The organism is Halomonas sp. SL1, from assembly GCF_003030865.2.
GTDB classification, from domain to species: domain Bacteria; phylum Pseudomonadota; class Gammaproteobacteria; order Pseudomonadales; family Halomonadaceae; genus Halomonas; species Halomonas halophila.
In genome coordinates this window covers 224,695-247,978 of record NZ_PYUQ02000016.1, presented here as the reverse complement: position 1 = coordinate 247,978, position 23,284 = coordinate 224,695, and the positions used below count along the sequence as shown (strand labels likewise).

At 64.1% G+C, this 23,284-nt stretch carries 20 protein-coding genes; 17 read left to right on the top strand and 3 right to left on the bottom strand.

The window, feature by feature from the left end:
* The first annotated feature begins 66 nt into the window (after positions 1 to 66).
* Entirely contained in the window at positions 67 to 1,095 is a 1,029-nt protein-coding gene (locus C9J49_RS16970) for a hypothetical protein (RefSeq protein ID WP_146612988.1), read from the top strand.
* 322 nt (positions 1,096 to 1,417) lie between these two features.
* Here C9J49_RS16970 and C9J49_RS11365 read toward each other — a convergent pair whose 3' ends face one another.
* Entirely contained in the window at positions 1,418 to 2,050 is a 633-nt protein-coding gene (locus tag C9J49_RS11365; RefSeq protein ID WP_107180790.1) for a recombinase family protein, read from the bottom strand.
* Positions 2,051 to 2,274: 224 nt separating this feature from the next.
* Between C9J49_RS11365 and C9J49_RS11360 the strand changes: the two genes are divergently transcribed.
* The 5 genes from C9J49_RS11360 to cysK all read left to right on the top strand — a co-directional run bounded on the left by C9J49_RS11360 (position 2,275) and on the right by cysK (position 8,090).
* The gene (locus tag C9J49_RS11360) at positions 2,275 to 3,999 is read left to right on the top strand and encodes an ATP-dependent endonuclease (protein ID WP_107180789.1); all 1,725 of its coding nucleotides are present in this window, start codon (positions 2,275 to 2,277) and stop codon (positions 3,997 to 3,999) included.
* Between the two features lie 40 nt (positions 4,000 to 4,039).
* Positions 4,040 to 4,552 (top strand): hypothetical protein, encoded by a 513-nt coding sequence (locus C9J49_RS16965; protein ID WP_146612987.1) that lies wholly within the window; start codon positions 4,040 to 4,042, stop codon positions 4,550 to 4,552.
* Positions 4,553 to 5,338: 786 nt separating this feature from the next.
* The gene (locus C9J49_RS11355) at positions 5,339 to 6,058 is read left to right on the top strand and encodes a tellurite resistance TerB family protein (protein WP_107180788.1); all 720 of its coding nucleotides are present in this window, start codon (positions 5,339 to 5,341) and stop codon (positions 6,056 to 6,058) included.
* Position 6,059: 1 nt separating this feature from the next.
* Positions 6,060 to 7,094: a histone deacetylase family protein gene (locus tag C9J49_RS11350; protein WP_107180787.1), complete on the top strand. Its 1,035-nt coding sequence runs from the start codon at positions 6,060 to 6,062 to the stop codon at positions 7,092 to 7,094.
* A 24-nt stretch (positions 7,095 to 7,118) separates the two neighbouring features.
* Positions 7,119 to 8,090, top strand: coding sequence for a cysteine synthase A (cysK, locus tag C9J49_RS11345; protein WP_107180786.1), 972 nt, complete (start codon positions 7,119 to 7,121; stop codon positions 8,088 to 8,090).
* 49 nt (positions 8,091 to 8,139) lie between these two features.
* Here the strand turns inward: cysK and C9J49_RS11340 are convergent, their stop codons facing one another.
* Positions 8,140 to 9,177 (bottom strand): sodium:calcium antiporter, encoded by a 1,038-nt coding sequence (locus C9J49_RS11340; protein ID WP_107180785.1) that lies wholly within the window; start codon positions 9,175 to 9,177, stop codon positions 8,140 to 8,142.
* A gap of 134 nt (positions 9,178 to 9,311) precedes the next feature.
* Here C9J49_RS11340 and C9J49_RS11335 point away from each other — a divergent pair, with 134 nt between their 5' ends.
* The 7 genes from C9J49_RS11335 (at position 9,312) to C9J49_RS11305 (ending at position 15,751) form a co-directional block, all read left to right on the top strand.
* A complete protein-coding gene (locus tag C9J49_RS11335; RefSeq protein WP_046080137.1) occupies positions 9,312 to 10,391 on the top strand; it encodes an endonuclease/exonuclease/phosphatase family protein in 1,080 nt (359 codons plus the stop codon).
* 145 nt (positions 10,392 to 10,536) lie between these two features.
* Positions 10,537 to 12,561: a DNA polymerase III subunit gamma/tau gene (gene dnaX / locus C9J49_RS11330; RefSeq protein WP_111382308.1), complete on the top strand. Its 2,025-nt coding sequence runs from the start codon at positions 10,537 to 10,539 to the stop codon at positions 12,559 to 12,561.
* Positions 12,562 to 12,661: 100 nt separating this feature from the next.
* Positions 12,662 to 12,988: a YbaB/EbfC family nucleoid-associated protein gene (locus tag C9J49_RS11325; protein ID WP_035599551.1), complete on the top strand. Its 327-nt coding sequence runs from the start codon at positions 12,662 to 12,664 to the stop codon at positions 12,986 to 12,988.
* A gap of 87 nt (positions 12,989 to 13,075) precedes the next feature.
* The gene (recR, locus tag C9J49_RS11320; protein WP_046080140.1) at positions 13,076 to 13,681 is read left to right on the top strand and encodes a recombination mediator RecR; all 606 of its coding nucleotides are present in this window, start codon (positions 13,076 to 13,078) and stop codon (positions 13,679 to 13,681) included.
* 34 nt (positions 13,682 to 13,715) lie between these two features.
* Positions 13,716 to 14,843, top strand: a complete 1,128-nt coding sequence (rnd, locus tag C9J49_RS11315; RefSeq protein WP_046080498.1) for a ribonuclease D — start codon at positions 13,716 to 13,718, stop codon at positions 14,841 to 14,843.
* Positions 14,840 to 15,142 (top strand): YcgL domain-containing protein, encoded by a 303-nt coding sequence (locus C9J49_RS11310; RefSeq protein ID WP_107182148.1) that lies wholly within the window; start codon positions 14,840 to 14,842, stop codon positions 15,140 to 15,142. The genes rnd and C9J49_RS11310 overlap by 4 nt, the downstream gene beginning before the upstream one ends.
* A 162-nt stretch (positions 15,143 to 15,304) precedes the next feature.
* Positions 15,305 to 15,751 carry a YcgN family cysteine cluster protein gene (locus C9J49_RS11305; RefSeq protein ID WP_107182147.1) on the top strand — a complete coding sequence of 149 codons (447 nt, stop codon included), beginning with the start codon at positions 15,305 to 15,307 and terminating at the stop codon, positions 15,749 to 15,751.
* Between the two features lie 66 nt (positions 15,752 to 15,817).
* Here C9J49_RS11305 and C9J49_RS11300 read toward each other — a convergent pair whose 3' ends face one another.
* A complete protein-coding gene (locus C9J49_RS11300; protein ID WP_107182146.1) occupies positions 15,818 to 17,929 on the bottom strand; it encodes a S9 family peptidase in 2,112 nt (703 codons plus the stop codon).
* Between the two features lie 90 nt (positions 17,930 to 18,019).
* Here C9J49_RS11300 and C9J49_RS11295 point away from each other — a divergent pair, with 90 nt between their 5' ends.
* From C9J49_RS11295 to C9J49_RS11280, 4 genes are all read left to right on the top strand, one after another.
* Complete coding sequence (locus C9J49_RS11295) at positions 18,020 to 18,433, top strand: hypothetical protein (protein ID WP_237022312.1); 414 nt, start codon at positions 18,020 to 18,022, stop codon at positions 18,431 to 18,433.
* A 9-nt stretch (positions 18,434 to 18,442) separates the two neighbouring features.
* Entirely contained in the window at positions 18,443 to 20,299 is a 1,857-nt protein-coding gene (locus C9J49_RS11290) for a vWA domain-containing protein (RefSeq protein WP_107182145.1), read from the top strand.
* Positions 20,292 to 21,077, top strand: coding sequence for a class II glutamine amidotransferase (locus C9J49_RS11285; RefSeq protein WP_107182144.1), 786 nt, complete (start codon positions 20,292 to 20,294; stop codon positions 21,075 to 21,077). Before C9J49_RS11290 ends, C9J49_RS11285 begins: the two co-directional genes overlap by 8 nt.
* A 148-nt stretch (positions 21,078 to 21,225) precedes the next feature.
* Positions 21,226 to 22,917, top strand: a complete 1,692-nt coding sequence (locus C9J49_RS11280; RefSeq protein WP_046080145.1) for an AMP-binding protein — start codon at positions 21,226 to 21,228, stop codon at positions 22,915 to 22,917.
* The last annotated feature ends 367 nt before the right edge of the window (positions 22,918 to 23,284 follow it).

The window sequence follows — 23,284 nt, the reverse complement described above, 5'->3', positions numbered from 1 at the left end:
TCTGGTGAAAAGTCTCTATCACCGTTTTAAAGTTATCTAATCACAAATAGTCCTGAGAATCTCGCTATGACCGATATTGATTTCAGAAAGACTTACAGGGTGGCAAAAAGAAAGAATCTACTTAGCAAAGGCAGTGGTGCACTACAAGAGGAATTGCGCACTAAACATCCTAGTGCGGTGGTAAAGGATGACAAAATAAACTCCTTCACCAGTATCCACGGCTATCGTGTCACCATCGGGAACAATGTCGGTTTTTTTCCGAAAGACTTGAATGACAATCTCCCAATCACGAGTGCTCACCGATTGAGAAACACCTTTTATGAAGCAGGACTAATTGTCCCTCCTTTCTTCATGAACTCTTTTTTGTTGCAGCAGGGTGACAGGCTGCGTTTGAGCGAGGACAAGGAGGCTGCTGCCAGAAAGATACTGACAGAACTTTACACTCCAGAATCCATTTCTATATTATTTATTGAGAAGTGGTCGAAACTTACGACATTCTATCAGTACAAAACAGCAATAGAGCAATCAATTAGGTGCTATTTTTCTGGACTTTTATATGCTGCAGTCATCACTATCATCCCTTGCATAGAAGGTATTGTAAGAGAGTTAGGGGTGATGAAAGGAGGAAAAGAAGACGAAGTTGGAAGCAAAGACTTAATTCGCGTTGTCAAGAAAATATGTAACGAAGTTAGAGAAAGGCTGTTCTCAGGTTATACATGGTACCCAGAATCAGAAATTACAATTGACTACCTTGATCAAGGTAACGAACAGGTTCAAATGTTAAAAAATCTTAGCCTGTTTTTTGAGAAGCAACTTTATGAGCATTCGTCGAATCTTCCGAAAAACACTCTCCTCAACAGACATAACATTGTTCATGGCCTTAGCTTTGAAAGCATAAACGATGCCTCGTATCTGAGGTTGATCAATATGCTTAATAGCCTGTCTTTTGCCTCAATACTTGCAGGCGTGAGAGCCAGTTCCTTTTTTCCACCTTCTTCCCCGGAATCTGAGGCTTTTCTATCTGAGATTGAGGCTGATATTATTAGAAGACAAGTGAAGGACGGCGCTCTCAAACTCCAAGCAAAACCCTATTGAAGGGTGGTGCTCGGGCCTGCGCCCGATGTCTTGAGCATCTCGGCGTAAACTTCCAGCGGCGTTCGCCGCGCCATACACTGGACTGGCGCTGCGGTGAGCCGCCTCATCAGATAAACTGAACTGGCCAGCTCCAGCACTGTACTGGTCATATGAGCGACGATATCCCCTTCAGGTTATGGACCATTGAAGCCATGGACCTTTCAAGGGCGAGACCACGACGGCTGAGGTAATCTGCCGACATGTCCTGACTGCTTGCTGCCCATGGTGTCGACCTATGACGCTCAGTTCCGGGGCAGGGTAGCACGTGTTGATCACTCCATGATCAGGCCTGCATCGCTCGCTTCTCCGCTCGCTGGACCGTGCTCACTCCGCACCCGACGATATCCGCAGTCTTACGGATGCTGAGTCCATGACGGCGGAGCTCCAATATGCGTGCATGCACCTCTTCATTGACAGGGCGGCCCTTGTAGCGTCCCTCGCGCTTCGCCTGCTCGATCCCTTGCTGTTGGCGGCGCCGACGATCCTCCCAATCCTTGTGGGCGACCGCAGCTAACATATCCATCAGCATTGAGTTCACCGCGTCGAGCATTCGCCCCGTGAAATCATCGCCAGTAGACATGTTCAAGGCCGCGTGACTAGTGGGGAGGTCCAACGAGACAACGCGCAGGCCAGCACTCTGGATAGCCCCCTTGAGACGATCCCAATCGGGCTTGCTGAGGCGAGTCAAACGGTCGACCTGCTCCACAAGCAGCACATCTCCGTACTGGGCATCATCAATGAGGCGGGAGAGCTCGGTGCGGTCTACCTTGGTACCGCTGGCATTCTCCGTGTACCAAGCAGCTACCTTGAGCCCTTTCTCTTCCACGAAGGCGCTGAGGGCGTCACGGGCGCGACTCGCATTCTGGTCCTCAGTAGAAGCCCGAAGGTAAGCGCGTATAAAGACAGCGTGTTCCATTGGCATCCCTCCGAGCGCCCGATGTATTCATTTGGATATATTCATATTATATGTGTTCATTTAGATTGTAAATGGCAACATATGAACACGGATACGGAGGGATGCAGGGTGTACTCGCTCAGGTATATTCATCAGAACTCATTAATGATAAGTTTTGAGAAAGGAGCAAGGTCGAGCATCTTTAGCTGGATGCAAAGTTATACTTTGGTCGCAGGGAAGTGATTATGAAGGCATCTTACATAGAAATAAGAAAGTTTCGCTCTATAGACTTTTGTAAAATCCCGCTTGACTCAATAAATGCTGTTGTGGGGCAAAATAATAGTGGTAAGTCGGCTGTTATCCGTGCTTTGAATTGTTTTTTTAATGTTTTCGAAGAAGAGCTGAGTTTTTCACAAGGCAAGCATAATTATTCGCCCTCATCGATTCCAAAAATAACTGTGGGGTTTGAAAATATTGATGAGGATAGTGCTGCTTGGCGCCACACGGATAATGGGAGGGCTGATATACAGCTTGTCTTTCATCCATCTTCAAAAAAGTTACAGTACAAGAAAAAAGTTGGAGGAAAGTTTGTAAATATTTCTATTGGTGACGTTGGTGATATCCTAGAGAATTTTGCGTTTGTTTATATACCCCCAAATAGAAGCCCGTCCCAGCTTAAGTGGCAAGAAGATGCTCTTATAAAAGAGCTTGTAGAAGAGTTTTTGAAAATTGAGACAAGTAGGCGTGATACATTAACCCCGAGATTCAAAGGTGCTTCTGATTACTTGGAGTCCGGTGCGCTTAAGAAGATATCTAGAGAGGTTGGGAGGTTTTATTCATTAAGAAAGGAGTTGGATTTTTCCCTGAGTTTTGATAAAAAAGCAAACTTCCTTTCCTTTCTTACAGACATCCATATGTATGTTAATGAGTATGGGGTGGAAAGTACTCTTGATGATTGTGGGACAGGTCTGCAAAGCTTAACTATCATAGCTTTCCATAGGGTTCTTGCAAAGATAAGGCATAAAAGAGTTATCCTCGGAATTGAGGAGCCAGAGACAAATCTTCACCCGCAAGCACAAAGAGAGCTTATCAATTCCATCAAAAATGCTCCAGATGATAATGTTGCACAAGTTGTAATTACAACTCATTCTACAGTTATCATTGATAATATTGATCATCGGAAAATATGTTTGGTTAGAAAAACGGAAGATAGGGTTCGAGGCTTTAAGTCGATTGTCGCTAAAACAAGCGAATCTTTTTTCGATGACCATGGCCTTGAAGAGTTCAAGTACTATCAGTTTCATTCATATAAAAATAGCGACTTCTTTTACGCGAATTATGTGGTTTTTGTAGAAAGTAAAAATGAGGCTGAAGTTGTAAAGCATTTGTCTCTTAGGAACGGTGTGGACTTGGATTTGCAAGGAGTCAGCGTTGTAAACATAGGAGGGGTTAATAATTTAGCTTACCCTTACCATATCGTCAAAGACCTTGGTATTCCTTTTCTAATTATTTTGGATAAGGATTTTTTTATTCCTTATTTGAATGATGACTTACAGCAAAGTCGTAACAACGAAGGGTTACCGAAGTATCGGTACGAATACAAAGCCAAGTCTATTAGGATTCTTGAGTCTATAATTCCTGCGCAAAAGGATCGTGATAAAATTTTAAGCACTATGAGGGTTAATCATAGTAAGGCAAATGAAGAGTTTTTGAAGCATAATGTGATCTGCATGAATTACTCTTTGGAGATGGATTTGCTTTGCTCTAATAAAGCCGTTGAGTTATATTCTGACGTTTTAGGCCTAAGAGGTGAGCAACGTTCCCGTGGCTTCCTGCTAACGAATAGAAATAATACTGTGAAGAAAATTGGTAATATTCTTAAAGTCTTAGATCAGCTTGAAAATAGGAATCTCCCCAACTCTTACAAATCAATAAAAAGGAAGCTTGGAGAGATTTCAAGTTTTTCCTGAGTCGAATGTAGTTGATGTCGTGATTAAGGGTGAATGACTTATGTTTAAAAAATCTCTGTGCGGGGCGCTTGTTGGTTTATTAACAGTGCCGTTTTCAGTTGGCGCATACGCGCAATATAAAGACCTTGAGAGTTTGAATTCTGATGTAGTGGCGGCTGTAAGCTGTTCTGGTACGATAATTGGGTATGCACTGAATAATTATGAGCTAGGTGTTTTTAACGAGGAACGCGCTAGAGAGGTTGTTCATGCTGCTTCTCTGTATCAACTTTCTGTCGCTTTGGATAAAGAAAGCATGGAGCATTTTTCCCAATATTCGGATAGCTATGTAAGTTTTGAAACTGGCGCTACAGAAGATATTTTGGATGCTTCTTATGCAGGTAATTACACTTGGCAAACCCAAGAAGAGGTAGATGTTTGTTTGTCGAAAATGGTTAAAGAGATCATTCCGCCTTACCCGCAACAGTTACAATCACAGGAGGTTAGAGATAGATTGAAAGGTACGGTGAATGATCGCTTTGATAAAATGTTGGAAATTTATGAAGCCATGCAGTAGCGAAATATAAATTGCGTAAAGGTTGGTGTTGTCAATGTTCAAATGTAATGCATGACCCTGCGGGTGATGGTATTGCCCTTGACCATTGCTACGCCAACCTTTACGGGTTTTGTGATCCACTAGCTGAGTAGTTCACGTTTACCTCAAGTATATGTAGGTCGTTCTGTCTTGACTGGCATCAGACATTCTATGTCTGGCTCGTTGTTTATGATATCGATGAAAATCGATGGAGGCCTGTTTACTAAGTAGGGGCACTTGCCATTGAGGGGCTCTTGTTTCTTACGCGATTGAGGTGTTTATAGGGAAACGACGTGCATCAAATCGGAAGCATTCGCACTCTCATTAGTGCAGGTAGGACAATCCTCCTTAGCATGTCTTCGTCGAAGCCTCGTGCAAGGCCCAATGTAACAAGCCTCAAGTGCACATGGTGGGTCATGTAGGTGGGACAAATTAGTCGGGCGCATGCTATCGTAAGCGCTCTGTATGAGGTTAGCCTGTAAGGTTACCTTCCATTTTAAAAACAATGGGTTACGCTGTCCAGACCTTCCGGAAGGGAGCAACGGTAGTGATGGACGCGTGTGCCGGGATGTGGCTTTCGGGGCCGCCTCCATTTGTGCCCTCCTGTTTCTATCTTCTTTATTCGATCACCTCGTTTCATGCCCATCGTGGGGCGTGCCCGTGCTTGCGCGTCCAGGCTTGCAGCGGCTATCGGCGCGCGTCATAGTCGTGGCCCGGGCGAGGCCGGCGTTGGCCGCCGCCCCGTGCAATTCCCGTCAGGAGGTGCCGATGAACGCGCAACGGATCCTTTCCCAGCTGATGCGCCAGGCCGGCGATGGCCGCCGCGGTGGCCTGGATGTCCAGGGGCTGCTCGGCGGGCTGACCTCCGGCGCCGGCGGCAAGGCCGGCGGGCAGGGTGGCGGCCGCCTTGGCAGCGCCCTTGGCGGCGGCGCCCTGGGGGTGCTGCTGGGCTCCAAGCGCGGCCGCAAGCTGGGCGGAAAGGCGCTCAAGTACGGCGCTATCGCCGGCGTCGGCGCGCTGGCCTGGAGGGCCTGGCAGAATGCCCGGGCGTCGTCCGGCGGCGAGGCCCACGAGGGCACGCCGCTGGACGATCTCCAGGGCGAGCCACTCGAGCGTCGCAGCCTGGTGCTGCTGCAGGCGATGATCATGGCCGCCCGAGCCGATGGCCACGTCGACGAGCGCGAGCGCGCGTTGCTCACCGAGCAGATCGATGCCATCGGCGCCGACGACGAGCTGCACGCCTGGGTGGAGCGTCAGCTGTCGGCGCCGCTGGATGCGCTGGCCCTGGCTCGCCAGGCCGACTCGTCCCAGGCGGCGCGGGAGATCTACCTGGCCAGCGTGGCGGTGATCGACGATGACAATCCTATGGAGCGTGCCTGGCTCGACCAGCTTGCCTCGGGCCTCTCGCTGGACGAGGACATGAAGCGCTCGCTCGAGCGCGAGGCCCTGGCCGCCGGAGAGGGGTCTGATCACGAGGAGCAATGGTGAAATGTTGACCTTCCACAGCGATGACACCGGCCTGCGCCGCGCCCGTACCGAGCTCGATGGTGGCGAGCTGGTGACGCCCTACGAGTGCCCCGAGCGTGTCGAGCTGGTACTGAGGCGCGTGCGCGAGGTGGGGCTCGGCGAGGTGCGCGCCCCCGAGGCGTTTGGCTTCGAGCCGGTGCTGGCGGTGCACGACCGCGGCTACGTCGACTTCCTTGCCAGCTGCTGGGACGACTGGCGCGCCGCTGGCCATGGCGGCGAGGCCATCCCCAGCATCTGGCCGACCCGGACCATGCGTGACGACATCATTCCCGAGCATGTCGAGGGCCGTCTCGGTCACTACGCGCTGGCCGCCGAGACCTCGATCTGCGAGGGCACCTTCGACGCCGCCCTGGCCAGCAAGGACATCGCGCTGTCGGCCGTCTCCCACACCCTGGCCACCGGCGAGCCCGCCTTCGGGCTGTGCCGGCCGCCGGGTCATCATGCCGCCAGCGACCAGTTCGGCGGCTACTGCTTCTTCAACAACGCCGCCATCGCCGCCCAGCATGCGCTGGACAGCGGCAGAGGGCGCGTGGCGGTGCTGGACGTCGATTTCCACCACGGCAACGGCACCCAGCAGATCTTCTACGAGCGCGACGACGTGCTGTTCGCCTCGCTGCACGGCGACCCGCGCACCTGCTTCCCCTACTTCCTGGGCCACGCCGACGAGACCGGCCGCGGGCGAGGGGAGGGTTTCAACCACAACTATCCGATGGCACCGGGAACGGGCTTCGATGTCTGGTCCCGAGCGCTCGACGACGCCCTGACGCGCATTCGCGAGGCCGGCTGCGAGCTGCTGGTGGTCTCGCTGGGCGTCGACGCCTTCGAACACGATCCCATCAGCGCCTTCAAGCTGACCAGCAACGACTTCACCGAGCTCGGCCGGCGACTGGCCGGCGCGGGGCTGCCCACGACCTTCCTGCTCGAGGGCGGTTACGCGGTCGAGGAGATCGGCATCAACGCCGTGAACGTGCTGACCGGCTTCGAGGCCGCCCGTTAATTCGCCCATCACAAGGAACGATCCATGGCACGCATCTACGACGACAATTCCCGCTCGATCGGCAACACCCCGCTGGTCCGGCTCAACCGGGTCAGCGAAGGGGCCACGATCTGGGCCAAGATTGAGGGCCGCAACCCGGCCTACTCGGTGAAGTGCCGCATCGGCGCGGCGATGATCTGGGACGCCGAGGAGCGCGGCGTGCTCAAGCCCGGGATGAGCATCGTCGAGCCCACCAGCGGCAACACCGGCATCGCCCTGGCCTTCGTCGCCGCGGCTCGCGGCTATCCGCTGGTGCTGACCATGCCGGCCTCCATGAGCCTCGAGCGGCGCAAGGTGCTCAAGGCGCTGGGCGCCGAACTGGTGCTGACCGAGCCCGCCAAGGGCATGGCCGGCGCCATCGCCAAGGCCAAGGAGCTGGCCGGGGCCGAGCCGGAGACCTACTTCCTGCCGCAGCAGTTCGAGAACCCGGCCAACCCGCGCATCCACGAGACCACCACCGGCCCCGAGATCTGGCACGACACCGACGGCCAGGTCGATGTCTTCGTCGCCGGCGTGGGCACCGGCGGCACCCTCACCGGCGTCTCGCGCTACATCAAGCAGACCCAGGGCAAAGCCATCACCAGCGTGGCGGTGGAGCCGGTCGACTCACCGGTGATCGCCCAGACCCGGGACGGCCAGGCACCGACGCCGGCGCCGCACAAGATCCAGGGCATCGGTGCCGGCTTCGTGCCCGCCAACCTCGATCTGTCGCTGGTCGACCGCATCGAGGCCGTGGGCAACGACGAGGCCATGGAGATGGCACACCGGCTGATGCAGGAAGAAGGCATCCTGTGCGGTATCTCCTGCGGCGCCGCCGTGGCCGCCGCGGTGCGCCTCGGGCGTGATCCGGCCTTCGCCGGCAAGAACATCGTCGTGATCCTGCCGGACAGCGCCGAGCGCTATCTCTCCTCGCCGCTGTTCGCCGGCCGCTTCGGCGAGCAGGAAACCGAGCAGTAAGCCGCATCCCCCGTGCCAGCCCCGGCGGCCGCCGGGGCATCGCCGCCGCCTATCCCCTGGGCGGCGGCAGGCTCGGCACCAGGTCCACCACCCCGAACGTCTCCATCCCGATCCATGCCAGGAATCCGGCGTAAAGGGCCAGCAGGGCCACGCATTCGGGGTTCGTCAACACCATGCCGGTACGCATCATCAGGAACAGCGCCACCGTGGCGGCGGTGAGCACCGCCATCATCGGCGCGGCGACGGAGAAGTTGATCATGGCGGTGCCGGCGATCAGCACGCCGGCCGGGATGCACACCAGCAGGTCGAAGGTGTTGCTGCCCAGCACGTTGGCGATGCTGGTGACGCCGCGGCCCTGACGGGCGGCGCGGATCGAGACGAAGGCATCGGGAATCGAGGTGCCGGCGGCGACCACGGTGATGCCCCACAGGAAGCTCGGGGTGTCGAAGATCTCGCCGAACGCGATCGCCGCCCGGACCAGACCCTCCACGCCGATCACGATCACCGCCAGTGACAGCGCCAGGCGGGCCCATTCGCGTCCCGGGCGCACGTCGCCGGCGTCGACCTCGCTTTCGTGGTCGAGGGTGTCCTGGTACTGCACGAACAGGTAGAGCCCGTAGAGCGCCACCGGCATTAGCGCCAGGCCACGGGTCAGCTCGCCGCGGATGGCGCCGCCCGTCGCCTCGGCGGGGTGATAGATGGCGGCGAAGGCGAAGGTCAGGGTCAGCACCGCCACCGCGATCATGTAGAACTGGGCTTCCTTGTAGACCAGGTCGCGGTTGGCGGTCAGCGGTTGGCGACTGGCCAGGCCGGAGACGGCGGGAATCACCAGGATGTTGAACAGCGCCGAACCGACGATCGCCGCCACGCCGAGCTCGAACTCGCCATGCACCAGGGTGGAGATCACCGTGGTGGAGAGCTCCGGGAAGCTCGAGCCCACGGCCACCACGATGGCGCCCTGGACGATGTCTGGCAGCCGGTAGTGGGCCGCGAGCCGCTCGCTGCTGGTTTCCAGCAGCCCGCTGCCGCGCCAGACGATGGCGGTGGCCGCCACGGCCACGAGGCTCCAGAGCAGGATGGCAGGCATCGGGGCGTCCTTTCCTTGAATGACGGGTTTCCAGCCTAACAGCCTGCTGCCGTCGGTAGCATATTGGCGACCGCTGATATTGATGTCGCCATCGCCGACCGGCAGGATAGCGCCTTTCCGACATGGAGGGGCGCATGCAACGTCTTGTCTTGGCAGGTTTTCTTACACTGGCTCTGGCCGGTTTCCCGGGGCTGGCCGGCGCCGCGGTGATCGGCAGCTGGAACCTCGAACATCTGGGCTGGAACAACGACAAACGGCTCGATCTGGTGGCCCGGGTGGCCGGACGCTTCGACCTGCTGGCGGTGCAGGAACTGATGAACGACGAGGCGCTGGCGGCGCTGGAGCAAGAGCTCGAGGCCGTGTCCGGCGAGGCATGGTCGTCGATGGCCAGCCACGCCGTGGGGCGCAGCCGCTACCAGGAGCACTACGGCTTCCTGTGGCGCGAGTCGCGCATCGCCTCGCTCGGTGGCGGGGCGGTGTATATCGATCGCGGCGACGTCTTCGCCCGCGAACCCTTCTCGGCGCGCTTCCGTGATCGTGAGAACGACGACGCCTTCGTCGCCGCCACGGTGCACGTGGTTTACGGCGACGGTCTCGCCGACCGTCGGCCCGAGGTCGAGGCCCTGGCCGACTACTGGCAATGGCTCGACGAGGCCTATCCCGACACCCCGCGAATGCTGATGGGCGACTTCAACATGGCGCCAGACGATCCCGCCTGGGCACCGCTGAGGGCGCTCGGCGTGGTGCCGGCGCTGAACGGACAGGCCACCACGCTCGGCACCACGCCGGGCCGCTACGCCAGTCCCTACGACAACATCTGGTATCGGCCGGACCGTCTGAGCCCGCAGGCACTTGGCATGCTGCGCTATCCGGCGCTGACCGGCCTCGATCATGTTGCGGCCCGCGAGCACGTCTCCGACCACGCCCCGGTCTACCTGGCCCTGCATCAGGGCGAACTGCGTGCTCTGCCGCCCGGCGCCGGTGAGGTGGCCGGTGCCGGCGGCGCCTCCCATGCCCGTGCGGCCGGCTGCATCGACTTGAATGCCAGCTCCGTGGCCATGCTCGAGCGCCTGCCGCACATCGGCCCGGCCCGCGCCGAGTCCATCGTGGACGGCCGACCCTGGGCGGGCAGCGGCGAGCTCTCACGTATCGACGGCATCGCCGTCGGGCGTCTCGCCGACATCCGCGACAGCGGCCGGCTGTGCAGCGGCTGACCCGCTCCGGTCCACGCTTTGCGCCCGGGCCGCCACCCGGTAGAATGTGGGCCATCTCTTCAAGCCCGTCGGTCGGCGATTCGCGCACCGGCGGGGCTTTCGTGTTCGGCTGCCAGCCAGCCCAGCCGCAAGGATTCCGAGCTGCATGAGCTATCAGGTTCTGGCCCGCAAGTGGCGGCCGCGTACCTTCCATGAACTGGTCGGCCAGGAGCATGTCCAGCGCGCGCTGGTCAACGCCCTGGACCAGGGCCGGCTGCACCACGCCTACCTGTTCACCGGTACCCGCGGGGTCGGCAAGACCACGCTGGCGCGCATCCTCGCCAAGTGCCTGAACTGCACCGCGGGCGGGCAGGGCGACGAGGGCGTGACCTCCACGCCCTGCGGCCAGTGCCCCAGCTGCGAGGCCATCGACGACGGGCGCTTCGTCGACCTGATCGAGGTCGACGCCGCCTCGCGTACCAAGGTCGAGGACACCCGCGAGCTGCTCGACAACGTGCAGTACGCGCCGACCCAGGGCCGCTACAAGGTGTACCTCATCGATGAGGTGCACATGCTCTCCACCAGCAGCTTCAACGCGCTGCTGAAGACCCTGGAAGAGCCGCCGCCCCACGTGAAGTTCCTGCTGGCGACTACCGACCCGCAGAAGCTGCCGCCCACGGTGCTGTCGCGCTGCCTGCAGTTCACCCTCAAGCACATGCCGCCGGAGCGCATCGTCGGCCACCTCTCCAAGGTGCTCGAAGCCGAATCGGTCTCCTTCGAGGAGAGCGCGCTGTGGCTGCTCGGCAAGGCGGCCGAGGGTTCCATGCGCGACGCCATGAGCCTGACCGACCAGGCGATCGCCTTCGGCCAGGGCGAGGTGCGCCACGCCGACGTGGCGGCGATGCTCGGCACCCTCGACCATCGCCACGTGCTGGCGCTGCTCGAGGCCATGGCCGAGGTCGACGCCGCGAGGGTGCTGGCCGAGGTCGCCGCCCTGGCCGAGCAGGGCCCGGACTTCGCCGGCGTGCTCGACGACGTCACCGGGGTGCTGCACCGCCTGGCCGTGGCGCAGATGGTGCCTGACGCCCTGGACAACGGCCACGGCGACCGCGAGACGCTGCTGGCGCTGGCCGCGCGTTTCACCGCCGAGGACATCCAGCTCTACTACCAGATCGGCATCCAGGGTCGCGGCGACATGGCCCACGCGCCGGACCTGCGCACCGCCCTGGAGATGACCCTGCTGCGCATGCTGGCCTTCCGCCCCCAGGGTGTGCCGAAGCCGGCCCAGACGCCGCTGCCCATGCGCGGCGATGGTGGCGCTCCTGCGGCCGGAGGCGGCACCGGGCCGGCGGGTGGCAGCGATCAAGCCGCCAGTGCCGCGCCAGCGCAGAGTGTGGCGCCTGGCGCCGCTGCAGCGCAGCCGGCGGCCGAATCCGCCCCGGCCCCCGAGCCGACGCCTGAACCGGCCCCGGCGCCAGCACCGGTCGAGTCCGCCGCCGTCCCGCCGCCGGCTCCTGAGGCCGCGCCGGAAACCGCGCTGTCCGAGCTCGCGGCAGCCGAATCGGCCCCCGAGCCGCCGCCCTGGATCCAGGACGTGCCTGTCCAGGACGCGCCTGTTCAGGAAGCGTCCGCTCAGGCGGCACCCGCGCCTGAACCCGCAGCGCCTCAGCCACAAGTGCCCGCGCCGCAGCCTGAGCCCGCGCCGGTCGCGGCGGCTCCCGAGCCCGAGGCTCAGGCCGTGCCGGCCGAGGCACCGGCCGCCCCCTCGGCTGCCGACGCCGCTCCGGGCGAGCTGAGCCATGCCGACTGGCTGGAGCGCTTCGACGCGCTGGGCCTGTCCGGCCTGACGCGCAACCTGGCGGCCCATTGCGTGGTCGAAGCCGACGACGGCGACGCCCTGACGCTGCGGCTGGATCCGTCCCAGGCGGCGATGAAGGCCGACGTCCACGTCGAGCGCATTCGCGAGGCGCTGGCCGGGGCCGGTTTCACGCGGCGCCTGACGATCGCCGACGGGCCGCTGCCCGAGGGCGTCGAGACGCCGCGCCAGCGCGCCGACCGCCTGGCCGCCGAGCGCCACGCCGAGGCGGTGGCCGCGCTGCAGGCCGACCCCCAGGTACAGAAGCTTCAGCAGGCCTTCGGGGCCCGGCTGATCGAGACCACGGTGAAGCCCGTCGAGGCGGCGCGTCACTGAACGGACGCCAACGCCACGCGTCGGAAGGGGTAACACCGACCGTACACGACACCGGCTGCCCGGGTGGCCGGACAGAACATCCAATCGAGAGGACGTCACCATGATGAAAGGTGGAATGGGCAACCTGATGAAGCAGGCTCAGGAAATGCAGGAGAAGATGCAGAAGGCCCAGGAAGAGGTCGCCAAGGCCGAGGTTCACGGCGAGGCCGGTGCCGGCATGATCAAGATCACCATGAACGGCCGCCACGACGTGCTCAAGGTCGACATCGACCCGAGCGTCATGGAAGAGGACAAGGAGCTGCTCGAGGACCTGCTGGCCGCCGCCGTGAATGACGCCGTGCGCAAGGTCGAGGCCAACTCCAAGGAGATGATGGAAGACGCCACCTCCGGCCTGAACCTGCCGCCGGGCTTCAAGATGCCGTTCTGAAGCCTCTGCCGGAACGCAACGACGAGAGATGAGCGCCCGCGTGGCGCTCATCTCGTCCCATGACGAGACCTGAGCCCTGAACGACTCATGAGCTTTTCTCCCCTGGTCGAACGGCTGATGGAGGCCTTCCGGGTGCTCCCCGGCGTCGGCCCCAAGACCGCCCAGCGCATGGCCATGCATCTGCTCGAGCGCGACCGCGACGGCGGCCGGCGGCTGGTCGAGTCGCTCGGCACGGCCCTCGAGGCGGTCGGCTACTGCCGGCGCTGTCGCACCCTCACCGAGGAGGAACTGTGCGGCATCTGTGCCAGTCCGCGCCGCGACGACGGCGTGCTGTGCGTGGTCGAATCCCCGGCCGACCAGCTGGCCATCGAGGAGGCCGGCGGCTATCAGGGCCGCTACTTCGTGCTGCACGGTCACCTGTCGCCGCTGGACGGCGTCGGGCCCGAAGACATCGGCCTCGACCGGCTGGAGGCGCGGGTCGCCGAGGCCGGCGTCGAGGAGGTGATCCTGGCCACCAATCCCACGGTGGAAGGGGAGGCCACGGCCCACTACATTGCCTCCCAGCTCGCGCCGCTGGGGCTCAAGCTCTCGCGCCTGGCCTATGGCGTGCCCATGGGCGGCGAGCTCGAATACGTCGACGGCGGTACCCTGAGCCGGGCCTTCAACGGCCGGCTGCCTTTCCAGGGCGAATGATCGCCGTTCCATCCCTGCCATGCCGGATGACCGCATGTCCCTGACACCCGAGATCCGCTGGATCGACACTCCCGAGGCGCTGGACGCCGCCTGCGCCGAGGTGGCCGAGGCCGACGTCCTGGCCCTGGATACCGAATTCTTCCGCGAGCGCACCTTCCACCCGGTGCCGGCGCTGATCCAGTTCTGTGCCGGCGGGCCGGCCTACCTGGTCGACCCCCAGGAGGTCGCCTGCACCGAGCGCTTTCGCCGCCTGCTCGCCGAGGGGCCGCTGAAGCTGCTGCACGCCTCCAGCGAGGACCTGGAAGTCTTCGCCCACTGGGCCGGCGTGCCCATCGCGCCGCTGGTGGACACCCAGATCGCCCAGGCGCTGCTCGGCGAAGTGACCTCCATGGGTTACCAGAAGCTGGTCGAGTACTGGGTGGGCGAGACCCTGCCCAAGGACGAGACCCGCTCGAACTGGCTCGAGCGCCCGCTCTCCGAGGCCCAGAAGACCTACGCGGCGCTGGACGTGGTCTATTTGCTGGACGTCTGGGAGCACCAGCGCGAGTCCCTGGAGCGCCACGGCCGCCTGGCGTGGCTCGAGGAAGACTGTGCCGCCCTGACCGACCAGGCCTCGCGCAGCGACGAGGCCGACGGCCAGTGGTACTTGCGCCAGCGCAACCTGTGGCGGCTGGGCCCGCGCCAGATCGAGGCCTATCGCCTGATGACCACCTGGCGCGAGGGCGAGGTGCGTCGCCGCGACCTGCCGCGCAGCTGGCTGGTCAGCGACAAGCTGCTGTTCGCCATCGCCGAGCGGCTGCCCGAGAATCGCTACGAACTGGCCGCGGTGGAGGGCATCAAGCCGCCGCTGGTCAAGCGCGAGGGCGACGTCCTGCTGGCGCTGGTCAAGGAGGCGCGCTTCCTCGACGAGGCGGAGCTGCCGTCGGTGCCGCTGTCGCCCTTGTCGCCGGCCTTCAAGCGCTGCCTGAAGGCGATGAAAAAGGTGGTGAATCTCGAGGCCGAGTCCCTGGGGCTGGCCCCCGAGATGCTGATGCGCCGCCGCGACCTGGAGGCCCTGGCCAGCGCCCGGCTGCGTGGCCGCCCGCTGCCGCTGCCCGCTGGCTGGCGCGGCGAGCGTCTCGCCGCTTCCCTGGAACGTGCCCTGAGTGAGGTCCCCGCATGACCACCATGAACGGCAAGCTGCTGTGCGAGGTCTTCAAGAGCCCGCGCAAGGACGAGATGTACCTGTACGTGGACAAGCGCCGCGGCCTCGAGGACGTGCCCGAGGCGCTGCTCGAGCGCTTCGGCAAGCCGGTCTCGGCGCTGACGCTGATCCTCACGCCCGAGAAGCCGCTGGCCCGCACCCGCGGCGCCGAGGTCATGGCCGCCATCGAGGAGAAGGGGTTCTACCTGCAGATGCCGCCGGCCAAGGAGGACTATCTGCTGGATCTTTATCGCACGCCTACCGAGGCCCGCTACTAGTCTGGCGAATCCGGGGCCGCGCGAAGGCCGCCTTCGCACATGGGGTCAGACCCTTCAGCAGACTTAGGAGCAAGCTCCTAAGTCTGCTGAAGGGTCTGACCCCGGGCATGATCCCTGAAGGGTCTGACCCCGGGCATGATCCGGCCTCGCGCAGGAGAGAACATGAGAGAGAAATTCTGGGAGCGCTTCCCGCTGGAAGAGCTGACCGATGAGGAGTGGGAGGCGCTGTGCGACGGCTGTGGCCAGTGCTGCCTGCTCAAGTTCCAGGACGACGAGGGCGACCTGGCGGTGCTCAACGTGGCCTGCGAGCTGCTCGACATCGAGGGCTGCCGCTGCAGCGACTACGCCAATCGCTTCGAGAAGGTGCCGGACTGCCAGCAGCTTACCGTCGAGCGCATCGAGGAGTTCCGCTGGCTGCCCAAGTCCTGCGCCTACCGGCGCCTGGCCGAGGGCCGCAAGCTCGCCGGCTGGCATCCGCTGATCTCGGGCGATCCCGAGCGGGTGCACCGCAAGGGCATCAGCGTGCGCAGCTTCGCGGTGTCCCAGTCCGAGGTGCCCGAGGAGGAGTTGGAGGACCATATCATCGCGATCCTGCCGATCGACGGTTAGGTCTCCCGACGAGGGGCATGACGAAACGAGGCGGCCAGGTGGCCGCCTCTTGCGTTTCTGCGCCGCTCAAGCCTCCCGTGTCTCCAGCCCCAGCGCCCACAGGATGAAGGCATCCTGGCGGGCGTTGTCGTGCCAGCCCTTGAAGCGCCCCGAGGCGCCGCCGTGGCCGGCCTCCAGGTCGGTGCGCAGCAGCGTGGGATGGTCGCGTCCGTCCACGCCGTGTCCCACGGCCAGCTCGCTCAGGCGGGCGTAGAGCTTGGCCGGCTCCCAGTAGGGCACCCGGGTATCGTGCCAGCTGCCCTGCAGGAACACTGGTGGCCAGGGCCGCTCGGGCAGGTTGTCCAGCGGCGAGTAGTCGCGGATGCGGCGGTGGGCGGCCGGCTCGCGCGGATCGCCCCATTCGCTGTACTCGGCGGTGGTCAACGGCAGGTCGGGGTTCTCCATGGTGCGCAGCACGTCGACGAAGGGCACGTCGAGCACCGCGGCGCAAAAGCGCTCCGGCGACAGGTTGAGGCTGGCGCCGACCAGCAGCCCGCCGGCGCTGGCGCCGTAGGCGACGATGCGCTCGCCGTCGCTGACGCCCTGTTCGACCAGGGCGTCGCGGGCGGCCAGGAAGTCGTGGAAGCTGTTGGCCTTGTGCTCGAGCTTGCCGCTCAGGTACCAGGGTTCGCCGCGGTCGCCACCGCCGCGCACGTGGGCCACGGCGAAGGCCGCGCCGCGGGCCAGCAGCTCCAGGCGGGCCACCGAGAACCAGGGATCGAGCGTTTCGCCGTAGGCGCCGTAGCCGTAGAGCAGGGTGGGCAGCGGGTGACCGGCCAGATCGGCGCGCATCACCACCGAGACCGGGACGTGCTCGCCGTCGTGGGAAGTCGCCCACAGCCGCTCGCAGGTCAGCTGGTCGGGGCGCAGGTCGCCGTGCACCGGCTGCTGCTTGAGGCGGCGGCGCTCGCCGCTGTCCAGGTCGAGCTCGGTCCAGGTCACCGGCAGGGTGAAGGATTCCTCGCGCAGCCGCAGGCGGCGCTCGTCGAAGTGCGGAGCGTCGGCCAGCCCCAGGCTGCAGGGCGTTTCGGGCAGCGGCAGGTACTCGTCGCGCCGGAGGGCGTGGTCGGCGTCGAGCTCGATCACCCGCAGGCAGACCTGGGCCTGCTGATGGTCGCGCTCGCTGGCCACCAGCCCCCAGCTGAAGGCGTCGATGCCCTCGAGCGTGGTGTCCTGGCGGTGCTCGATCAGGCGCTCGGGCTCGCCCTGAGGGGCGGCCTCGTCGACCCGGTCGAGGCAGAAGTGCGGGGCCTCGCGGTTGTGCAGCACGTAGAAGTGCCCGGGACGGTGATCCACGCCGTATTCCACGCCGCGCTCGCGGGGGCGGAACAGCGTCGGCGCCGTGGCCGGGGCGTCCGCCGGAACCAGGTGGATCTCGCTGGTGTCCTTGGAGGCGGACTCCAGCATCAGCCACTCCCGCGAGCGGGTCTTGCCGAGCCCCAGCCAGAACTCCGGGTCGTCCTCGCGCAGCATCAGCGCCGGCTCGCCGGCGCTCGGCGTGGCACCGAGGGTCAGCGGCAGCCGCCAGATGCTCTCGGGGCGCTGGGTGGCGTCATAGCGCGTGAACAGCAGGGTGGCGCCGTCCTCGGCCCAGCACAGCTCGGGGCCGATCTCCTCGAGCAGCGCCAGCGGCTCGCCGTCCGGCAGGCGCTTGAGCCACAGGGTGAAGATTTCGTCGCCCTGGGTGTCTTCGCTCCAGGCCATCCAGCGCTCGTCCGGCGACAGCGACATGTCGCCGACCTCGAAGAAGGCGTGGTCGGCGGCGCGGCGCTGCAGGTCGAAGAACGGCTCGCGGCGCTCGGGCTCGCCGTTGGGATGGCGCCACCAGACCGGATGGTCGGCGTCCACCGCGGTCTCGCTCCACACCGTGAAGTGGTCGAGCGCCGTGGGCAGGCCGTGAACGGCCAGCTCGCGGCGGGCCAGATGGCCGTGGTAGAGGCGCTCGGTGAGGTCGTCCAGGGGCGCGAGCCAGGCCCGGGAGTGGGCGTTGGCGGCCTCGAGGAAGGCCGTCACCTGCGGGTCGTCGCGCTGCTCCAGCCAGTGCCAGTCGGGGTCGTCGGCGCGCCGGAACGCGGCGGTCGGGTGGGGGGCGTCGGTCATGTTCGTCGGGCCGGGGTCACGTGGCGGCTGTGCTTTCATGGTGCGGGATGTACCATACTCGGAGTGAATTCAACGGGGTGCGTCTTTCGACGCCGCAATGACGAGGTACCGATGCTACTTTCGGATTCGATGTCCCTACTATGGCTGACCTATGCCGTGCTGTCTCTGGTGGTGCTCGGCACCGGCTACCTGGGATTGGCCTTCCTGCCGCGCCTGCCGCGGCTGGTGATCACCTGGACCGTGGCCGGCATCATGTGGGTGCCGGCGAGTTTCCAGCTGCCGCTGACCACCGGGGAGGGGGTCTACCAGGGTTTCGCGCCCGCGGTGGTGGTGGCCGGGCTGGCGTTCCTCTCCCACGATGGCGGCGCCATGCTGCCGGCGCTGATGCTGGTGGCCGTGGCGGCCGGCCTGGGCGCGCTGGTGGGCCTGCTGCTGTGGCGGCGCGGACGCCGCGCGGCCGCTCGCCAGGCACCGGAGCAGGAGAGCGAAGACAAGGGCCGCCAGGACGGCGGTGAGGCGCGACGCGAGCCGGTGATCGGCTAAGGACGTTCGATGCAGAGGGGAAATCCCGGCGGCCGAGGCGCGCTGCGACTGTTGTGGCTGATAGCGCTGTGCCTGCTCGGGCTCGGCGCGAGCTCGTCTCACGCTCAGACTCAGACCGAGCCTCGGGCCGTGCAGGAGCATGACGACGTGCGTGCGGTGGTCGACGTGTCGGGCAGCATGAAGAACCACGACCCGGATCGCCTGGCCGAGAGCGCCATGGGGCTGCTGGTCTCGCTGCTGCCGGAGGGCGCCAGCGCCGGCGTCTGGACCTTCGGCGAGCGGGTCGGCAATCCGCTGCCGCTGGGGCGGGTCGGGGACGACTGGCGCGAACGTGCGCTGTCGCTGCCGCCGTCGTCGCGCGATCAGCAGTACACCGATATCGAGGCCGCGCTGCGTGAGGCGGCGAACGGCGAGGCCAGCGGTGGTCTGCACCTGATCCTGATGACCGACGGCGTCATCGATCTGCCGCCGGGCAGCGGCGACAAGCCGGCCATCGATCGTGCCTCGCGTCGGCGCATCGTCGAGGAGCTGGCCCCCGAGCTGGCGGCGCAGGGGGTGACGGTGCATGCCATCGCCTTCTCCGACGAGGCCGACCTGGCGCTGGTCGAGCGTCTGGCCCAGCGCACCGGCGGGCTGGCCTCACGAGTCGCTTCACCGGAAGGGCTGATGGGCGCCTTCCTCGATATCTTCGAGCGCATCTTCCCCGCCGACCGCCTGCCGCTGGACGACGACGGCGGCTTCGTGGTCGACGAGGGCGTGGATCGGCTCTCGGCGCTGATCTTCCACGATCCCGAGGCCGAGCCGCTGACGCTGATCGCACCCGACGGCACCCGCTATCGCGCCGATTCGGCTCCGGAGGGAGCGAACTGGCAGGTCGAGCCGCGCTTCGACCTGATCCGCATGCCCGAGCCCGAGGCGGGGCAATGGCGCCTCGAGGGACCGGTGGACGACGGCAGCCGCATCAGCATCAGCGGCCCCTGGCGGCTGCGCACCGCGACGCTGCCGGCGACCCTCTATCGCGGTTTCCCGGTGCCGGTGGAGGCCTGGCTGGAGGCGGAGCGCGAGGCGCTGCCCCTGCCGGGCAACCTGACGCTGGAAGTGTCGCTGGCGTCGCCGGACGGCGAGGCGCAGTCCTCGGTGACCCTGGCCGCCGACGACCAGGGCCGCTTCCGAGGCGAACTGCCGGCGCCGGCGCTGACCGGCAACGCCCAGCTGCTGGTGCGCGCCGTCGGCGACGGCTTCACCCGCCAGCGCCGCCAGGCGGTCAACGTGCTGCCGTCCATCGGCGTGGCTCACGACCCGGCCGAGGGCCGCGTGGTGCTGGCCGCCGAGCACCCGCGCCTGAACCGCGACAACACCGAGATCCGCGGCGAGCTGGCCGGCGCGGCGCTCGAGGCCGAGCCGGTCGGCGAGACGCGCTGGACGATGGCGCTGCCCGAGCTGGACCCGGACCTCCGCCAGCCGCTGACCCTGACCGCCCGCGTCACCCTGGACGGCGAGACCCGCGAGCTGAACCTGCCGCGGCTGATGCTCAACCCCGACGCGCGGGTCGGCATCGCCGGGGCCGACGCCGGCCCGACGCTGGCCGCCGAGCGCTTCGGCGATGCCGACGAGGCGGCCGCCCCCAAGGCCGAGCCGAGCCTCGCCGACCGCTTCGTCGAGGGCGTCAACGACCTGCCGGCCACGCTGCGAATGGCCTGGCAGGAGGGCTGGCCGGGGCTGGTCGAGCGCGTCCGTGGCTGGTCACAGGGGCCGACGTTCTGGATTCTGCTGGTGCTGGCCATCGGCCTGGTGCTGCTGCGCCTGCTGTGGCGCCATACCAGCCGTTCCGCTTCCTCCCGCGAGCGCAGGGACCCGCATGTGTGAATTGCTGGGCATGAGCGCCAACGTGCCGACCGACATCTGCTTCAGCTTCACCGGCTTCCTGACCCGCGGGGGCGGCACCGGGCCGCACCGTGACGGCTGGGGCATCGCCTTCTACGAGGCCGGCGGCTATCGCGACTTCCGCGACCCGCACCCCTCGGTGCATTCGCCCATCGCGCGGCTGATCTGCGACTATCCGATCAAGTCGCATATCGTGATCAGCCACATTCGCCAGGCCAACGTCGGCCAGGTGCGTCTGGCCAACACCCATCCCTTCACCCGGGAGATGTGGGGCCAGCCCTGGTGCTATGCGCACAACGGCCAGCTCGCCGGCTGGGAGGATCTGGCGCTGTCGTTCTACCGGCCGGTGGGCGGCACCGACAGCGAGTACGCCTTCTGCTGGCTGATGGGCGAGCTGCGCCGGGTCTTTCCCGAGCCGCCGGACGACCGTCGCGCGCTGTGGGCGCACCTGCACGGGCTGTGCGAGCATCTGCGCGGGCTCGGGGTGTTCAACCTGCTGCTGGCCGACGGCGAGTACCTCTACACCTACTGCACCACCAAGCTGGCGCATATCACCCGCCGGGCGCCGTTCGGACAGGCGAGCCTCTCGGACGCCGAGATGGCGGTGAACTTCGCCGAGCACACCACGCCCGACGACGTGGTGTCGGTGATCGCCACCGAGCCGCTCACCGACAACGAGGAATGGGTGCGCATGGTGCCCGGCGAGCTGCTGGTCTGGCGGGACGGCGAGATCCAGGGGCGCTTCACCGCCGAGGAGTGAACGAAAGTTTCAAACGTAAGTTTTAATCGTGTATTCCCAGATGAGGCGTGACTGGGATAGGGTGGAGGGATAGCCGCAACACCATGACAATGCAGCAATAACAACAAGGCGCGATCCCCGCAGGGTCGACCACAGCCTGGAGAATGCCATGAGCGAGCACGCCACGCCTGCCGTCCTGCGCGGCCCCGATCTCGAGGGGCGCGACGACTATGCCTCGGTGATGGAGGTCTTCCACGCCGCCATCGAGCGCTTCGCCGACAAGCCCGCCTTCACCTGCATGGGGCGGACCCTGGATTACCGTGAACTCGATCGCCTGTCCGCCGACTTCGCCGCCTGGCTGCAGCACGAGGCCGGGCTCGAGCCAGGGGATCGCATCGCCATTCAGCTGCCCAACCTGCTGCAGTTCCCGGTGGCGGTGTTCGGTGCCCTGCGTGCCGGCCTGGTGGTGGTCAACACCAATCCGCTCTATACCGAGCGGGAGATGGCCCATCAGTTCAAGGATTCGGGCGCTCGGGCCATCGTCATCCTGGCCAACATGGCGGCCAAGCTGGAGAACGTCCTCGACCAGACCCGGATCGAGCGGGTGGTGGTCACCGAGATCGCCGACCTGCACCCCTTCCCCAAGCGGCCGCTGATCAACGCCGCGGTGAAGTATCTCAAGAAGATGGTGCCGGCCTATCGACTGCCCGGGGCGACGCGCCTTCGCGATGCGCTCGCGCGCGGCGCGCGCCTCGAGCATCGCGAGGTCGGTCGCGACCGCGACGACATGGCGGCTCTGCAGTATACCGGCGGCACCACCGGCCGGGCCAAGGGCACGATGCTGACCCACGGCAACCTGGTGGCCAACATGCTCCAGGCGCGCCAGGCGATCGGCCCGGGCCTCGCCGAGGGCGCCGAGACCATCGTCGCGCCGCTGCCGGTCTATCACATCTACACCTTCACGGTGAACTGCCTGTTCATGATGGAGACCGGCAACCACTCGGTGCTGATCCCCAACCCCCGCGACCTGGAGGGTTTCGTCAAGACGTTGAGGTCGGTTCGCTTCACCGGCTTCGTGGGGCTCAACACCCTGTTCAATGCCCTGTGCCAGCGCGAGGACTTTCGACGCCTCGACTTCTCCGCCCTGCATCTGACCATCTCCGGCGGCATGGCGCTGACCAGCGCCGTGGCCCAGCGCTGGGAGGAGGTGACCGGCTGCCCCGTCGCCGAGGGCTACGGCCTCACCGAGACCTCGCCGATCGTCAGCTTCAATCCCATCGACGACATCCGACTCGGCACCATCGGCAAGCCGATGGGCGACACCGAGGTCAAGGTCGTCGACCTGGATGGCAACGATCTGCCCTTGGGCGAGACCGGGGAACTGTGCGTCAGGGGGCCCCAGGTGATGAAGGGCTACTGGAACCGCGAGGAGGATACCGCCGCCTCTCTCGATGCCGAGGGCTGGTTCCGCACCGGCGACGTGGCGGTCTTCGACGAGGACGGCTACATCCGCATCGTCGATCGCAAGAAGGACATGATCCTGGTCTCCGGCTTCAACGTGTACCCCAACGAGATCGAGGACGTGGTGGCGAGCCATCCCGGGGTGGTGGAGTCGGCCGCCGTGGGCGTGCCCGACGAGGAGAGCGGCGAGGCCATCAAGCTGTTCGTGGTGGCCAGTGACCCCGACCTGGATGCCGAGACCCTGCGCGCCTGGTGCAAGAAGGAGCTGACCGGGTACAAGGTGCCGCGCCACGTGGAGTTCCGCGACGAGCTGCCCAAGACGAATGTGGGGAAAGTGTTGCGCCGTCAGCTTCGCGACGAGGCGCAAGGTGAAGCGAAGGAAGAGGGCGAGGCGTCCTAGGGCAGCTCGGCTGCCCAAGACGCGATCATGTTCAGCAAAGTGTTGCGCCGTCAGCTTCGCGACGAGGCGCAAGGCGAAGCGAAGGAAGAGGGCGAGGCGTCCTAGGGCAGCACGGCTGCCCAAGACGCGATCATGTTCAGCAAAGTCCTGCGCCGACAGCTTCGCGACGAAGCGCAAGGTGAAGCGAAGGAAGAGGGCGAGGCGACCTAGGGCAGCTCGGCTGCCCAAGACGCGATCATGTTCAGCAAAGTGTTGCGCCGTCAGCTTCGCGACGAGGCGCAAGGTGAAGCGAAGGAAGAGGGCGAGGCGTCCTAGGGCAGCACGGCTGCCCAAGGCGCGATCATGTTCAGCAAGGTGCTGCGCCGCC

What these genes read in the sequence shown, in the direction of transcription:
- C9J49_RS11305 (WP_107182147.1), top strand. Translation starts at nt 15,305, where the DNA reads ATGAGAGAGAAATTCTGGGAGCGCTTCCCGCTGGAAGAGCTGACCGAT.
- C9J49_RS11325 (WP_035599551.1), top strand. Translation starts at nt 12,662, where the DNA reads ATGATGAAAGGTGGAATGGGCAACCTGATGAAGCAGGCTCAGGAAATG.
- recR (WP_046080140.1), top strand. Translation starts at nt 13,076, where the DNA reads ATGAGCTTTTCTCCCCTGGTCGAACGGCTGATGGAGGCCTTCCGGGTG.
- C9J49_RS11290 (WP_107182145.1), top strand. Translation starts at nt 18,443, where the DNA reads ATGCAGAGGGGAAATCCCGGCGGCCGAGGCGCGCTGCGACTGTTGTGG.
- cysK (WP_107180786.1), top strand. Translation starts at nt 7,119, where the DNA reads ATGGCACGCATCTACGACGACAATTCCCGCTCGATCGGCAACACCCCG.
- rnd (WP_046080498.1), top strand. Translation starts at nt 13,716, where the DNA reads ATGTCCCTGACACCCGAGATCCGCTGGATCGACACTCCCGAGGCGCTG.
- C9J49_RS11300 (WP_107182146.1), bottom strand. Translation starts at nt 17,929, where the DNA reads ATGAAAGCACAGCCGCCACGTGACCCCGGCCCGACGAACATGACCGAC.
- C9J49_RS11350 (WP_107180787.1), top strand. Translation starts at nt 6,060, where the DNA reads ATGTTGACCTTCCACAGCGATGACACCGGCCTGCGCCGCGCCCGTACC.
- C9J49_RS11295 (WP_237022312.1), top strand. Translation starts at nt 18,020, where the DNA reads ATGTCCCTACTATGGCTGACCTATGCCGTGCTGTCTCTGGTGGTGCTC.
- C9J49_RS11335 (WP_046080137.1), top strand. Translation starts at nt 9,312, where the DNA reads ATGCAACGTCTTGTCTTGGCAGGTTTTCTTACACTGGCTCTGGCCGGT.
- C9J49_RS16970 (WP_146612988.1), top strand. Translation starts at nt 67, where the DNA reads ATGACCGATATTGATTTCAGAAAGACTTACAGGGTGGCAAAAAGAAAG.
- C9J49_RS11285 (WP_107182144.1), top strand. Translation starts at nt 20,292, where the DNA reads ATGTGTGAATTGCTGGGCATGAGCGCCAACGTGCCGACCGACATCTGC.
- C9J49_RS11365 (WP_107180790.1), bottom strand. Translation starts at nt 2,050, where the DNA reads ATGGAACACGCTGTCTTTATACGCGCTTACCTTCGGGCTTCTACTGAG.
- dnaX (WP_111382308.1), top strand. Translation starts at nt 10,537, where the DNA reads ATGAGCTATCAGGTTCTGGCCCGCAAGTGGCGGCCGCGTACCTTCCAT.
- C9J49_RS16965 (WP_146612987.1), top strand. Translation starts at nt 4,040, where the DNA reads ATGTTTAAAAAATCTCTGTGCGGGGCGCTTGTTGGTTTATTAACAGTG.
- C9J49_RS11280 (WP_046080145.1), top strand. Translation starts at nt 21,226, where the DNA reads ATGAGCGAGCACGCCACGCCTGCCGTCCTGCGCGGCCCCGATCTCGAG.
- C9J49_RS11310 (WP_107182148.1), top strand. Translation starts at nt 14,840, where the DNA reads ATGACCACCATGAACGGCAAGCTGCTGTGCGAGGTCTTCAAGAGCCCG.
- C9J49_RS11340 (WP_107180785.1), bottom strand. Translation starts at nt 9,177, where the DNA reads ATGCCTGCCATCCTGCTCTGGAGCCTCGTGGCCGTGGCGGCCACCGCC.
- C9J49_RS11355 (WP_107180788.1), top strand. Translation starts at nt 5,339, where the DNA reads ATGAACGCGCAACGGATCCTTTCCCAGCTGATGCGCCAGGCCGGCGAT.
- C9J49_RS11360 (WP_107180789.1), top strand. Translation starts at nt 2,275, where the DNA reads ATGAAGGCATCTTACATAGAAATAAGAAAGTTTCGCTCTATAGACTTT.